We start from the raw sequence: 13,900 nt of genomic DNA, 5'->3' as shown, positions 1-13,900 counted from the left end.
TAGCATGAAGCCGAAAAACCCGGTATCGATTTACGGGTGGGGAAGCTATGTCCCGCCATACAGGCTTACGGTTGCTGAGATATCTAGGGTTTGGGGAAGGGACCCGGTCCAGTATGAAGAGGAACTTAACGTCAAGGAAAAAGCGGTGGCAGGCCCTGACGAGGACAGCGCGACGATGGCAGTCGAGGCCGGAAGGAACGCGTTGAGCAGGGCAGGCGTCGATCCCAAGGAGATAGGTGCCCTTTACGTCGGCACGGAATCTCCTCCTTATGCCGTGAAGCCAACGGCCACCACGGTGGCGGAGGCGCTTGGGGTTGGCCCGTTCTCGTTGGCGGCAGATCTAGAGTTCGCGTGCAAGGCTGGAACCGAGGGGCTTCAGGCGGCAATTGCCTTGGTTTCGTCTGGGATGGTAAAATACGGCATGGCCATAGGCTCTGATACCGCTCAGGGAGGGCCTGGCGATCACCTTGAGTACACGGCGGCATCTGGAGCAACAGCCATAATCGTGGGCCCGAGCTCCAAGGAAGCCGCGGCAACGCTCGAGGGATCGGTTTCTTTTGTGTCGGACACTCCAGACTTCTGGAGGAGGTACGCCGCGCGCTATCCTTCCCACGGCGAGGGCTTCACTGGGGAGCCGGCCTACTTCAAGCATGTTGAAGGGGCGACGAGGGCCCTAATGGAGGAGCTCGGGCTTAAGCCCTCGGACTTTGACTACGTGGTCTTTCATCAGCCTAACGGCCGTTACCCGCTGACGGCGGCCAAGGCCCTTGGCATATCGCCCTCGGCATTGAAAGTCGGCTTGCTCAGCCCCATGATAGGCAACACTTACGCTGCCGCCTCAATAACTGGCTTCTCAGCGATCCTTGACGTCGCGAAGCCGGGTCAAAGGGTGCTCGTGACGTCCTTTGGGTCCGGGGCGGGTAGTGACTCCTTCAGCTTCGTCATAGAAGAGGGCATCGAGGGGAGGAGGGATAAGGCCAAGAAGGTCATGGATTACGTGAGCAAGCGCGTGGAGATAGACTACGCACTTTACCTCAAGTTCAGAGGAGGCATAAGGCTTGGAGGTGGAGCGAAGTGAGTGATAATCCCGTTGTGGTTGGCACTGGGTTAACTAAGATAGGAAGGAGATGGGAAGACTCCCTTTCGGACCTGTTCGCGGAAGCTTCGAGGCAGGCCATCGAGGAAGCCGGGATCCAGCCTCAGGCCGTGTTCGTTGGAAACATGGTTGCGGGGGAGCTTGACGGTCAAGAGCACTTGGGCCTTGCGCTTGAGGACAGGGCAGGGGTTTTCCCGCTTGTCCCTGCTTTTAAGGTGGAATCCGCCTGTTCTTCGGGAGGTTCTGCGCTTCTGGCAGGCTACATGGCGGTTAAGTCCGGCGTTTACGACTCCGCGCTCGTGGTCGGAGTGGAGAAGCTCAGCGAGGAGCCTTCCGACAACATAACCACGGCCCTGGCTGAAGCGGCAGACGCGGATTTTGAGGCTTACTATGGGGCGAGCTTCACTTCTTTGAACGCCCTTCTCATGAGGAGTTACATGAAGGAGTACAACGTGCCCAGGAACTGGTTCTCTGAAATAGCGGTCATGATGCATAAGAATGCAGTGGACAACCCCTATGCGCAACTTAGGAAAGCCATAACCGTTGACGACGTAAATAGGTCCAGGGTGATAGCCGACCCCATAAGGCTTCTCGACTGCTCCCCTACGGGAGACGGCGCGGCCGCGATCCTGCTCACTAAGCCTGAGTTGGCCAAGGGAGACGTCCAAGTGGAGCTTGCTGGTATGGGAGTTGGCGTCGACACGATAGGCGTGAACGGAAGGGTGAGCCTCAGCGACGTCCCAGCTACCGCAAGGGCAGCTAGGGCGGCTTTTTCTGCGGCTAAAGTAGAGGTAAAGGACCTTGACGTCCTTGAAGTGCACGACGCCTTCACCATAATGGCAGCTCTTGCCCTTGAAGACATAGGAGTCGTGGGAAAGGGAGAAGGAGCTAAGTTCTTCCACGAGGGAAGCGCCGAGAGGGACGGAAAGCTCCCAGTGAACCCAGAAGGCGGGCTCAAGGCAAGGGGCCATCCAGTCGGAGCCACGGGCGTTTATGGAGCCGTTGAGGTGGTTAGGCAGCTCCAAGGAAAAGCCGGAAAGATGCAGGTTCCAAATGCAGAGATAGGGGCGTTTCATAACTTGGGTGGATCGGGTTCGCACGCCGTGATCGGCGTGTTCAAGAGGAAGAGGTGATTGAGATGACCGTACCGAGGTATTGGAGAAACATAGGCGCGCACTACAGGCTTGAGGGAATAAGGTGCAAGAGCTGCGGCGAGGTGTCCTTTCCTCCTAGAAGCTCGTGCCCTAAGTGCCACTCCAAGGACGTTGAGGTAGTCCAGCTTCCGAGAAAGGGGAAGGTGGTGAGCTTCTCCCTTCTTCGCAGCCCTCCCAAGGGCTTCGAGGCCTACGTCCCCTATTACGTGGTGGTTGTGGAGCTGGAGAACGGAGTAAGGGTACTTGGAACACTGACCGACGTTTTTGGCGAGGTAAAGGAGGGAATGGAGGTAGAGGCCGTTTTCAGGAAGATCTCCGAGGACGGCGAGGAGGGTCTCATATACTACGGGACGAAGTTCAGGCCTATTACATAGCTATGTCAAAATATGCTTAAATTCATCTGAGTTTTTTGCATATGCGCGTAATGAAAGGCGTATCTAAGGTTGTTGCCGCGCTGTTGATCCTTACCATCGCGGGGTTTGCGGGAATGGCTTACTTCTACGTCTCGTACGCGCAATCAAGTGCAAAGCTTTCGGCACTTGAGGGGCTTTACGGGCGCTTTTCCTACCGGCTGAAGTACGTTCCCCTTTCGGATCAGCCTCTGTCTCAGGCGCTAGATACCCCTAGGGTTGGGATAGTTGACATAACGGCCTACGAACAGGCGCCCGTTTTGGCGCTGATGAACGTAACGGGAGAGGTCATCATAGACGGCTTCACCTATTACGTTGGCACGGTCAAGGGCCATCCGGTGGTTGAGGTAAGGGCAGGAGAGAAGGACTCGTCTGCCGAGATGGCCGCGCTCTTGATGGACCAGTACTTCAACGTCACGGCTGCCATACTGAGCGGCATAGGAGGCTCAAGGAACCCCTACATCAACACGGGCGACGTTGTCGTTGGGGCCTTCGTCATAAACAAGGGGTCGGTTCACTTCCACAATGGGAACTACATGACAGATTACGGCGGTGATGAGATGATCGTAATAAATGCCTCCATAATTGGGAACTCGGTGGTAACGGGGTACGGGGAAGTGGGGCCAGTGCCCGCGAATGCCCCTTCATACGGATATGGGCCGGGCACCGAGGACGTGAGCTACGTCTACGTGGCCGCGCTGGCCGCGTCGGCGCCCCTAGTTCGCCTTGCCTCTTCCTACAGCTCATTGGGTGCTATGCCGATCGCCGACATAACCGGAGAGAACTCCACGGGTCTCGTCCAGGCAAAGGTGGTCGTGGGTGTCATAAGCTCCGGGGGCTTTTGGACTGACCCAATTTCTCTGAACGCATTTCAGAACGCCCTTTATCAAGCCGACGTAGGCGAGAACGAGGGATAGGGCTTTGCCTTTGCGAACGCGGAGTATGGCGTTCCCTGGGTCATCATAAGGGGTATATCGAACAGTCATTTCTACCCTGGAGTATTTCACGGCGTGCTGGCGGCCGATAGGGCGGCTCAGGTTACTGCTTACGTGGTTGAGAACTTAGGTAGCTTGAGCGATCTCAGGCAGACCGTCAACTACTCCATGCTGTCTCCCATATCTGAGGCCAAGATCCACGGTTACATCGTGGCAAACAGGGTGTACTACAGCAATAACGGCACCGTTACCGAAGTTCAATACGCGAACCAGCAGGGCCAGAACGTCACGGTTTACAACCCGACCGAGTACCCGAGCACCTTGCCGTCACCTTGACCGCAAGGGCAGGAACGCGCATTCCCGCTTGCTGAAAAGTTCGTTTCACTGGCGTTCTTTATTAGCGGAGGCCCCTAATCACTTACTATGAAAAACCGCGTTATGATATTATCTGTGATGTTGTTGCTTGTGACTTCCGTTGGAGTCTATCCAGCCCTTGGAGCTACGTTAAACGCCGTGATATATCCCAAGCAGAACGTGGCGAAGGTCAGTTACACGGTGGTTAGGTCCTTCAACTTAACTTACCCAGGCAACACGTTCCTTTCCCAGCTTTTAAACGGTAAGAGCAGCTCTGAAGAGGTAACGAGCCAGGGAGGCCCTGGCAACGCAGGTCCACTTATTGCAAGCATAAAGGCGCAAGATCCCAACGCCTCTCTCATAAATTACACGCTAACTTATACTTCAACTTATAAGGGAACCGAAACCTACGCCGAGGAGGTTGAGAACCTCACCCTTACTATCTACGTTGCCAACGTTACGCAGCTGAACTCCTCGAGGCTTATCGTTAATGCCAACTGGAGGGCTTTCGCGGTTAGAGGTGACTGGGACGTGATTTCCCACGGACTTCCCTTTAACGTCAACCCGCAGTTCCCGAGCTTCCTTACGCTGAGCGGTTCCCTGAGATCTATCATGATGGGCGAAGGGCTTCACCTTGGCGAGGCCAAGGCACTTCTCGACTTCTCCGAGTTCAGCCAGCCCCTAACCGAGTGGAACCATCGCTATGATCCCTTCACAGGTATAACCACCTTCACCAAGGAGTACCCGACTAACGAGAGCGTCCTGCTTAAGGCCACCATAAACGGCCAAACCTACAGCCTCTCATACAAGGAAGACCCTTCTGCGCAAATACAGGTTTATGGCTACGCCGTACCTAACGGGAACTACCTTGAAATCGTTTCGGTTCCCGCGACCGTTTACGCCCCTTACGCCGCGGTTGGGGTTGTGGCGGTTGCCGCCGTCTTACTAGTACTTTGGTATCGCTCAAAAAGGGCGCCAAACGTTTCTACATGAACTTGTAAAATCTTTGCGATTTTTTCTCGAAAACCATATAAGTAGAGTTAAAAGACGGACCAGGTGTCTGTTTCAAAGGATGAGGTAATAGACAGGATTGCGATCACCGATTATCATCCAGACAAGGGCTACGTGGAGCTGAAGCGGGGCTTTCCCGAGGAAAAATATCTCTGGAACGAGGACTTCCACCCAACTCCCGTTAAGAACAGGAACTGGGGCCCGCTCACTTTTTTCTCCATATGGTTTGGCATGTCCATAGAGGTCGAGTCGTGGTCTCTTGTTTCTTTGGCTTACTCTTTTGGGCTGAACTGGCTTTGGGGCATAGTGGCTGTGCTGGCCGGGAACCTCATAGTTCTAGTGCCCATGCTTATAATAGCCCATGGGGGAGCGAGGTATGGCATACCTGAGACGCCGCTTACGAGGAGCCGGTGGGGTACTTACGGCGCTTGGATTCCGTCAATACTCAGGGGAATAATAGGAGCAGGCTGGTGGGGGATCGACACGTGGATAATTACGGAGGCCATCGGGGCCATGTACATAATTGCCACGCATCAGGTCAACGTTCTTCTCAGCCTTGCGCAGAGCTCTCCGGCGCTGCTTCCATTCCTCATATCGACGATCAACCCCATGTTGTTCTGGTCCGTCTTCGTGATAACCATAGTGGCTAGGTTGGGCTTGCTCTACTTATCACCGCCAAAGACAGGGATGAAGGTGCTCAAGATGGTGAGCTGGAGCGTCCCCTTCATAGGGTTTGCGGGCTTTCTCATTCTCTTCTACTACGCCATGAACGCAGCCGGATGGCACTGGTTCTCCATACTTTCGCAGCCTGTGACGGTTTCCGGCAGCGCCTTTTGGTACGCGCTTATAGGTCTCATAAACGCCAACGTGGCCTTCTGGGCCACAATGGTGCTGAGCATGCCCGACTACAGCAGGTTCGCGAAGAGCCAGTTCGCGCAAACGGTTGGCCAACTTCCCATGCCCTTTCTCATGACCGGAATAGCGGCACTGGCGCTCGTGGTCACCGGTGCCTCTCTGGAAGTCTTTCACTTTCCCGTGTGGGATCCCATAGTGCTCACGGCCTTGGTCGTAACCAATCCGTGGCTCGCTTACTTGGCCCTCTTCCTCCTCCTCTTGGGCGTCATCATAGTTAACATATATGCCGATACCGTGGGACCGGCTTACGACTTCTCAAACATATATCCAAAGAAGATATCTTGGATAAGGGGCGTTCTAATAGTGATCTTGGTGGCCGCGCTCCTGCAATCGTGGACCTATTACTTCAGCGCCTTCAGCTACGTTGAGAACTGGCTGCTCACTTACGGTGCCCTCCTCGGTGGCGTGGAAGGAGTCCTCGTGTTCGACTACGCGGTTATACGTAGGTTCAAGTTCGAGCTCCCGGACAACTTCTTATCGAAGGGTCGCTTCAGGTACTGGCACGGTATAAACCCCGCAGCGGTCGTTGCGTTCATAGTTTCCATGGTTCTCGTCTTTCCTCCGAACTACTACTTACCCTTGAGCGTGTCTCAACTCTATCCGGGGCAGGCTTGGGTTTTCCAGAACGCGTGGATATCGGCCATCCTCATCTCCGGCCTTCTTTACCTCCCGCTCATGAAGTACTGGGTTATCCCAAAATACCAACCCTTCCTCAAGGGAGGTCTGCTCAAGGGCTACATAGCTGACGACACGAAAAAGATATTCGAAAAGTGATTTTTTATTTTATTTTATTTTTATTGGATCGAGGCAATGGTCTCCTCTATCATGTTCACCTGCCTCTCGTAGATCCTTTCATGATCTTCTTGGTACCAGGGCTCGTTTGCTTGGGCCCTTCTAAGGCGATCGAGGAGGTCCCTGCTTCTCTTCAAGTGGACGCTTAGGTCCACTTTTATCCAGTCTTGGCCATCGAAAAGGATGTTTTGGCGCTCCGACCAGTCACCCGGCTGATCCATTCCCGGATAGCACGAGCTTAACAGGAAATCCATGACGTCGTGGGGCGCTTTGGCGGCTAGGTATGCCTTCTCGTTTCTTTCCTCCAAAGCGGACAGGTCTATTCCGTACACGGGCATGTCGTAGCCGTTTTGGGCCAGAGGAGTTACGTCTTCTATGGCAAATGCGGTTATCTCACCTATCCTGCTGCCGAATGCCCGCTTTATGGCCTCAAGCCCCCTCTCGGCTATGAAGCCGTAAAGCACTAGGCGCTCCACCTTGCATCCTTCTTTCTCGCACTTATCGAGAAACCTCTCCAAGGAGAACAGGGAGGTGAAGCCCGTCGCTTCTGTATCGGGCTTTATCAGGGTATAAGAGCCCGGCTTCAAACTTGAGTATTGTTCGAACTTGAGGCCTAGGTCCTGAACGGTGTGAAGCCTGTAGGATGGGTGGACGTAATAGGGCCTTATCCAGCTTTCCGATACGTCAACGCCAGAATCCAGCAGCGCTTTCCTCACCCCGTAACCGGGTGCCGCCCTCAGCACGTTCAAAAGCAGGACCCTTTGGTCCAGGTAACCCATCTTCTTGAGCATGGTCACGAAGTCCTTGGCCATGTCGAGCGCGGCCTTCATCATCTCATCCCCGCAGAAGCTGGGATAGCACGCTATCCTTCTCCCGTTCTCGGAGTCGATGACGTAGATCCCCTTGCCCATATCATAGGCAACCGAGGATCCCGCGCTCACCTTGCGGACGTAGCCGTCGTTTATGCCGAAGAACTTGCGAATTCCATCTAAGTCCATGGAAGTTCAGAAGGGGCAATAGACGGCTTATATCCCTTTTGGGCCGACCCTTACGAAAGGCGAGCTGACTTTATGACATAAGTATGTAAATTTTCTTGCTTGTAATTCCGAAATCTATATAAGTAGAGTTAAAAGACGGACCAGGTGTCAAGTTCAGGGTCTAAAAGGGAAGGATTACGTGACCCCTCTTCTGATCGTTCTTCTTTTATCTTTTACGACAAGAGTAGGGGTCAGGTCGAGCTTAAGGAGAAGTTTCCCGAGGAAAAATATCTCTGGAACGAGGACTTCCACCCAACTCCCATATCGCTGAGGAGCTGGGGTCCTTGGACCTTTGCGGCCATATGGTTCAGCATGGTCGCCATAGTTCCGACTTGGATGCTGGCGGTGGCTGGGCCAGCTTTTGGGCTCAACTGGTGGCAGTCCATACTGGAGGTTTTTCTGGGCAACGCCATAGTTTTGATCCCCATGCTCATACAGTCGCACGGCGGGGCTAGGTACGGCATGTCCGAGGCGCAGCTGAGCAGGACGAGATGGGGAGTTTACGGGACGCAGCTCTCCTCGTGGGTTAGGGCCATAGTGTCAATGGGATGGTGGGGTATAGAGTCATACATAATAACTGAGGCAGCGGTCGCCATGTACGTTGTGGCTTCCGGTAAGACGTCCATATTGACGAGTGGTGTCCAGACATACACGCTTTCGGTTATGTTTCCAAAGATATTTTGGGTCACTTTCGCCGCGGTCATAGCCACCCAGCTCTTGCTCTTCTACGTCTCTCCTCCTCGCAGGGGCCAGCCCCCGCTTAAGTGGTTGGCCGCCTTCGCGGCCCCCGTGGTCCTAGCGGGCTTTCTGACGCTTTTCCTCAGCGTCATGCTGAGGACGGGATGGAGGTTTGCTCCCCTTGCCCCCGCGTCATCATCGCTGACGCCCTTTCAGTTCTGGCTTGGTGCCGTATCTTTCTTGAACGCCAACGTGGCCTTCTGGGCCACGATGGTGAGGAGCATGCCCGACTTCACCAGGTTTGCCAAGTCGCAGAGGGCTCATGTGTGGGGTCAGCTTCCTATGCCATTTATGATGGCCGCCGTAGGGGCCCTCGGCATAATCACGTATGGGGGGACGAAGCTTCTGGGGCTAAACGCGGGAAGCGGCATAGCGGATCCGGTGCTTCTGGCAGCTGTTTACCTTCCTCGTTACGCGAGCTACTTCGTCCTCTTCTCGTTTATGCTTGCCACTTACGTAGTAAACGTCTACGCGAACTCCGTCGCGCCTGGGTACGACATAGCCAACACGTATTCTAAGCACCTGAGTTGGTTCAGGGGAATTGTAATAGGGGTTGCCATAAGTTCTCTTTTGGGCGCCTGGACCTTTTACTCGCAGGGTGCCTACACGTACATATATGACTGGCTGCTTGCCTACGGGGGAGTGCTGGGAGCGGTTGCCGGCGTTACCATATTTGACTACGCGGTTATACGCAGGTTCAGGTTTGAGGCCGTTGACGCTTACGTGAGCAGGGGTCGCTTCAGGTACTGGCACGGTATAAACCCCGCGGCGATCACGGCCTTCGTCGTCGCCGTGCTCGTGACCTATCTCTCACCGCTTGGTCTCCTCGTTAACCCCGTAACCGAGCTCCTCTACGCTGACTCGTGGATAACCGCGTTTCTGATCAGCGGCCTTCTTTACCTCCCGCTCATGAAGTACTGGGTTATCCCGAAATACCAACCTTTCCTCAAGGGAGGTCTGCTCAAGGGCTACATAGCTGACGACGTCAAGAGAGTGTTCGAGGGTTAAAGGTAACCGAGCTCTTTGGCCAATAGGGAGGCGACAACGGTTTTTCCGTCGAATACCTCTCCTCTCTTTATCTTTTCAAGAAGCTCTTCTCCTCTTACCTTCACCACGTTTATGACCTCGTCCTGATCCAGGTGCTGCGTCGCGGGCTTCTCGCTTACCCATGCCACGAAGAGCCTTATGATCTCGTCATCGTAGCCGGGCGTCGCGGCTATCTGCCCTATCTTTACGAGTTTATCGACGGAGTAGCCCGTTTCCTCTGCTAGCTCCCTTCTCGCGCATCCCTCATCGCTTTCACCCTCCTCCAGGGTGCCAGCTGGTATCTCGAGTATCCACGCGTTCAGGCTGTAGCGGAACTGCCTCTCCAGGATGACCTCTTTATCTTGAATGGGAAGTATCCCAACGGCCCCGCGGTGCCTTACTATGTCCACGCTTATCTGCCTGTCATCTTTTTGAAAGATTTCCCTGTAGAGGGCGAATGTCCTTGACTGATAGACTTTTTCCGAAGACAGCTTTATGGGCTGCATGAGACCAAGGGCCAGGACCCTTTACGCGTTGTTGCGCTTGGTGGTTAGATCCTATGCCGAACATGGTTGAACGCCTATCGCGACAACTAAACTAGCTTGGGAAAACCGTTGCACTGGCCCCTGTGAGCACACCACCCTCTGGAGATTCGATTATCACCCGCCCTATGAGTCCAGGGGATCTTGCCTCAACGCTAGGTATGGAACCCTCCGCATAGGCCACCGGGAACCAAAGTTCTCCATCATCTGATGCTTCAAGGGTGATTTTCAGCTGCGCATTTGATGCCACGCGGACGCGCACGTTTCCGATGGCCGGAAATGGGCCGCTGATTATCTTTGTCTCTTTTTTCAGCGGCCTGTTTGCTAGCACACCGCCTTCGTCTTCGAGCTTCAGGTGAAGTGGGGCGCCGCTTATGCCATCGGACACCCTAAGATCCCATGGGTTTAACCCTTCCCACGCGTAGTCTGCCTGATCCGCGCCATCTATGTCAAGCAGCACAGGCAACCTTCTCGATGGCATATCGCCGTTTAGCGCAAGGGAGTACTCAATTCCATCATAAACGGTACCCGTGGGGGCTCCGGCGGCCGACACGCACATTCCCCTTATCTTGCCATCTATGAACCACAGGGTGAAGTCCCTTCCCCTTGTTATCTTGTACCAATGCTTAACCTGCTGATGATCTGAGGGAAGGAAGCGCGTTAGGTCGATGGTAGCTTTTAATGAGGCCGCACCGCAGAAGCCCCTAAGGGAACCGTTGTGAGTCCAGTATCCGAAGTGGGATAGCCCTCCCGCGAACAGGTCGTCCAACTCGAAGCCAAACCAGAGTACGGGCCCCCTTTCCGCCTCGGGTAGCCTTGTCCTTAGCTCGAAAGTCCCGTAGTCAAATGCCCTCTTGCTCCTGAGGCTCGTGGTCAGCACTCCCTTTGGTTTCACGTAGTTTGAGTTTACGAAGTCCGTGTACTCATGCTCCGAGAAATCGTACTTCCAGAAGTCAGCCGGCTCGGCAGGAAGGAACTCCTCGCCGTCTTTGGTCTTCTTCCTGATCCAGCAGTAAAAGAGGTCACTTAGCTGACCCTTGAAAAGGGGTGAAGGCCTTAAGCACTCGTCCATAGGGTCTTGGCGCGTCAGTTGAAAAGGATGACTCGCTTTCGCAGCTGATCTGACCCTTCCTGATCCCCCTCCTCGCCAGGAACGGGACCGGCCTCGTCAGGACTTTCCGGCTTCCAGTCGGGACCGTTTACCGCCTGATTTATCTCGGGAGATAGGTAATGGTTCGTGATGACCACGGTGACCTTCTTCACGTCCTTGAGCGCAGACACCCTGTCCTTTACGTCTAGGGCAATGCTGTAGGCGTACTGCGCAGGGCAAAGAGGGGTTGTCATGTGCATCTTTATCTTGACGGCCCCATCATCGCTTAACTTTACCTCGTCAACGAGCTGCATTTCGGATATGGTTATTTGGGTTTCTGGATCGACGACGTCCTCGATGCTCTTCAGGATTTCGTCCTCTGTTACCATGAGTATGTCTGCTTTCCGTGTAAAAGGATAGTGATGGTGGCTTTCCTTGCGGTCGTCCGGCGTGATGGAAGGCCCTCCATTAAGCGGCCCGTAGGCTTATATGCTGGGGGTTTACTTCCTTGCATTCGGACGGGTATTAACTCATCCTAAATAGGGTGCGCTTCTACCGGTCCTTTGCAAAAAATAAATGTGGAGGTGAAATGAATGTCTTACAGGAGAAGTGGCGGCAGCTTTTTCGAGAAGCCCGTAGAGGAGGGAAAAGAGTACGACGTAGAGATAACCGACACTAGCAGGAGGGGCGAGGGTGTAGCGAAGATAGAGCGCTTCATCGTGTTCGTCCCAGGAACGAAACAGGGAGACAAGGTCAAGATAAAGGTAACCAGGGTCACTCCAAGATACGCTACCGCCGTCGTCGTTAATCCAAAGGGAAGCGATGAAGAGACCAAGGAGTGAGCGGCGTTCTGGCTAAGGGCAGGTAAAGCATACCTCACTCGATCGGTTGCCAGTGCCGGGGGCTGTTACACCTCATCGACGCGGATGCGCGATCGATCTAAAGTGTTTGGAAGCGCTCTACACAAGCTTATGTGAAATTTTTTATAATAAAAAAAGCTTTTCATGAAAAGCGACTTAAGGCGATGTATCGATGAAGACCGCAAAGGTTCTTAAAATGAGAACTTAATTTTCCATCTGCGCAAGCGATATCAGTTAAAACGGGTTTCAAGGCCTTGCCATGGTAGTGGAACAAAGCAAATCGTTGAACTGAGATTTTTCACATGGGTGCTGAATGTGATACGGAAAGGCCTTAACTTCAGTTTTGTGATGAGCATGATATAAGCGTTCTGCTCTGCCTGTTTCGCAGCACTTATGGACTTTGAATGCGCATCGGTTTTCGCGAGCAAGGCCACGATCAAAAACCCAAAATTCTTCAAGATCTTACGTTCCGGCCTGGAACGCGCGAGTAAACCGAAGGATAATTGTGGGTCGTTTGAAAACGCATTTTTAACTGCTTTGTTGAATAAATCCTAGGCCGTGCTTTTCCGCGTGCTTTCCCTTGCCTCGCCCTTTCGCGTCCTTGCCCCAGCGTAGCAGGCCATCTCGTCGTAAGCCCATGCCCTTTGCACTGCCTCTACGGTGAGCGTTTGCGGCTTCCTAGAGCTTGTGTCCTCACCGAACTTCCTCTTCATCGCCGAGAAAAAGCCCTCCACCGCCTAGCGCCTTCCGTATCCGGTTTGCTCCTTCCACCTCTTGTATCCCAGGGAATGGTACCTCCTTACCTCGTCCCTTCTCCTCTTAGAGCCGCGGGAACGGTAAGTGGTCGCGTTTGTTCTGATCTTCACGGCGCTCTCCGCGTCCCTTAAGGAAGAGAAGACGAGGTTTGCATCGTAAGCACCATCGCCGTAGAACTTTTTTACGCTCTTCCCCTTCTCCCTGACCTCGGCGACCATCGTCACGGCCGTCCTTGCTTCCGAATGGCCCCTTCCCTCGATGTAGGCGTCGGCGCTTAACAGCTTCCTGCGCTTGACGTCCACCGTGATTACCAGGAGGACGTGCTTCCTGCTCTTTCCCGGCCTTCCGTACCTGTAGGTCAAGTACTCGCCAGCGCTTCCCGTCTTGAGCCCGGTACCGTCTGCCGCTATTTCCAGTTCCTTGGCGCTTGGCAGCCTTATCTCTGGGACCATTCCGGATATCCTTCTCCAGGCAATCGTGCAATCGTCAGTCCTGAGGATCAAGTGAAAGGCCTTCAGGGCGCGAGCTATGCCTTAAAGGTTGCGATGGTCAATTCACCGATGCAATACCACCTGCCACTTAATCAAAGAATCCGGGAATAGGTAAGGCCTCCCTCTCTTTTTCCTGTTTGCTCTTCTCACTTCCTTCTTCCAGCGCTTGAAGGGCCTGATGTCCAGAAGGAGCTCGCCCGTTATTACCAGCTCCTCGTCCTAGGAACGCCAATGGCGTTTGGGGCTAGGCTTATTTCCCTTACCCGCTGCTATATCCCGGTGGTTAAAGCCGCTGGCTGGCATAACCTTGTGGATCTGACGCTGCTTATTCCATGTGCTGAAACTTCTCTCTAGAATTGTGCAACAACCCAGGACAGTTCTGCTTTGCTCAGTAAACAGTCCAAAAATTCCATTGAGAGAAAAGGGTTATGGGCCTTCTCAGTGGGCTGGCTGTAGACTGTCTGGCAGAAGTGTACCGTGGACTGGACTCTTCAATGGACTTGCAGTGGACTGGACTTTCTGGGCGAGTCCATTGAGGGAAAAGGGAGTCCAGTCCAGTAAGAGTGGACTCGGCGGGTGGAGTCCATTGAGGAGAGCGAAGTTTTTTGGTGTACCGTGGACTGAACTGTGCACTGTACTGGACTGAACTGTGCACTGTACTGGACTGAACTGTGCACTGTACTGGACTGAACT

15 protein-coding genes are annotated in these 13,900 nt (G+C 53.9%); 9 read left to right on the top strand and 6 right to left on the bottom strand.

The window, feature by feature from the left end; all coding sequences use genetic code 11:
* The first annotated feature begins 4 nt into the window (after window positions 1-4).
* The 7 genes from PRZ02_RS03550 (at window position 5) to PRZ02_RS03520 (ending at window position 6,649) form a co-directional block, all read left to right on the top strand.
* Window positions 5-1,078, top strand: coding sequence for a hydroxymethylglutaryl-CoA synthase (locus PRZ02_RS03550; protein WP_449464487.1), 1,074 nt, complete (start codon window positions 5-7; stop codon window positions 1,076-1,078).
* A complete protein-coding gene (locus tag PRZ02_RS03545) occupies window positions 1,075-2,229 on the top strand; it encodes a thiolase domain-containing protein (RefSeq protein WP_449464486.1) in 1,155 nt (384 codons plus the stop codon). The genes PRZ02_RS03550 and PRZ02_RS03545 overlap by 4 nt, the downstream gene beginning before the upstream one ends.
* 5 nt (window positions 2,230-2,234) lie before the next feature.
* The gene (locus PRZ02_RS03540; protein WP_449464485.1) at window positions 2,235-2,624 is read left to right on the top strand and encodes a Zn-ribbon domain-containing OB-fold protein; all 390 of its coding nucleotides are present in this window, start codon (window positions 2,235-2,237) and stop codon (window positions 2,622-2,624) included.
* A gap of 41 nt (window positions 2,625-2,665) precedes the next feature.
* On the top strand, window positions 2,666-3,577 hold the full coding sequence (locus tag PRZ02_RS03535) for a phosphorylase family protein (RefSeq protein WP_449464484.1): 912 nt from the start codon (window positions 2,666-2,668) through the stop codon (window positions 3,575-3,577).
* Window positions 3,578-3,670: 93 nt separating this feature from the next.
* Window positions 3,671-3,931, top strand: coding sequence for a hypothetical protein (locus tag PRZ02_RS03530; protein ID WP_449464483.1), 261 nt, complete (start codon window positions 3,671-3,673; stop codon window positions 3,929-3,931).
* Window positions 3,932-4,018: 87 nt separating this feature from the next.
* Window positions 4,019-4,942 (top strand): hypothetical protein, encoded by a 924-nt coding sequence (locus tag PRZ02_RS03525; RefSeq protein WP_449464482.1) that lies wholly within the window; start codon window positions 4,019-4,021, stop codon window positions 4,940-4,942.
* Window positions 4,943-5,005: 63 nt separating this feature from the next.
* Window positions 5,006-6,649, top strand: a complete 1,644-nt coding sequence (locus PRZ02_RS03520; protein ID WP_449464481.1) for a cytosine permease — start codon at window positions 5,006-5,008, stop codon at window positions 6,647-6,649.
* Window positions 6,650-6,669: 20 nt separating this feature from the next.
* Here the strand turns inward: PRZ02_RS03520 and PRZ02_RS03515 are convergent, their stop codons facing one another.
* A complete protein-coding gene (locus PRZ02_RS03515; RefSeq protein ID WP_449464480.1) occupies window positions 6,670-7,665 on the bottom strand; it encodes a hypothetical protein in 996 nt (331 codons plus the stop codon).
* A 144-nt stretch (window positions 7,666-7,809) separates the two neighbouring features.
* On the opposite strand from PRZ02_RS03515, the gene PRZ02_RS03510 reads away from it, so the two are divergent.
* Entirely contained in the window at window positions 7,810-9,450 is a 1,641-nt protein-coding gene (locus PRZ02_RS03510) for a cytosine permease (RefSeq protein ID WP_449464479.1), read from the top strand.
* On the opposite strand, the gene PRZ02_RS03505 is transcribed toward PRZ02_RS03510, so the two are convergent.
* From PRZ02_RS03505 to PRZ02_RS03495, 3 genes are all read right to left on the bottom strand, one after another.
* Complete coding sequence (locus PRZ02_RS03505) at window positions 9,447-9,974, bottom strand: NUDIX hydrolase (protein ID WP_449464478.1); 528 nt, start codon at window positions 9,972-9,974, stop codon at window positions 9,447-9,449. The two genes, PRZ02_RS03510 and PRZ02_RS03505, sit on opposite strands and share 4 nt — an antisense overlap.
* Before the next feature lie 91 nt (window positions 9,975-10,065).
* Window positions 10,066-11,082, bottom strand: coding sequence for a hypothetical protein (locus PRZ02_RS03500; RefSeq protein ID WP_449464477.1), 1,017 nt, complete (start codon window positions 11,080-11,082; stop codon window positions 10,066-10,068).
* A 14-nt stretch (window positions 11,083-11,096) separates the two neighbouring features.
* Window positions 11,097-11,489 (bottom strand): metal-sulfur cluster assembly factor, encoded by a 393-nt coding sequence (locus PRZ02_RS03495; RefSeq protein ID WP_449464476.1) that lies wholly within the window; start codon window positions 11,487-11,489, stop codon window positions 11,097-11,099.
* A gap of 204 nt (window positions 11,490-11,693) precedes the next feature.
* On the opposite strand from PRZ02_RS03495, the gene PRZ02_RS03490 reads away from it, so the two are divergent.
* Window positions 11,694-11,942: a TRAM domain-containing protein gene (locus PRZ02_RS03490; RefSeq protein ID WP_449464475.1), complete on the top strand. Its 249-nt coding sequence runs from the start codon at window positions 11,694-11,696 to the stop codon at window positions 11,940-11,942.
* Between the two features lie 569 nt (window positions 11,943-12,511).
* Here the strand turns inward: PRZ02_RS03490 and PRZ02_RS03485 are convergent.
* Window positions 12,512-12,694 carry a hypothetical protein gene (locus PRZ02_RS03485; protein WP_449464474.1) on the bottom strand — a complete coding sequence of 61 codons (183 nt, stop codon included), beginning with the start codon at window positions 12,692-12,694 and terminating at the stop codon, window positions 12,512-12,514.
* Window positions 12,695-12,697: 3 nt separating this feature from the next.
* Window positions 12,698-13,219: a hypothetical protein gene (locus PRZ02_RS03480; protein ID WP_449464473.1), complete on the bottom strand. Its 522-nt coding sequence runs from the start codon at window positions 13,217-13,219 to the stop codon at window positions 12,698-12,700.
* Window positions 13,220-13,900: the final 681 nt, after the last annotated feature.

Origin of the sequence: Tardisphaera saccharovorans, from assembly GCF_046635845.1 — an archaeon.
Lineage (GTDB): Archaea > Thermoproteota > Thermoprotei_A > Marsarchaeales > UBA168 > UBA168.
This window is presented reverse-complemented; position numbering and strand designations above follow the sequence as displayed.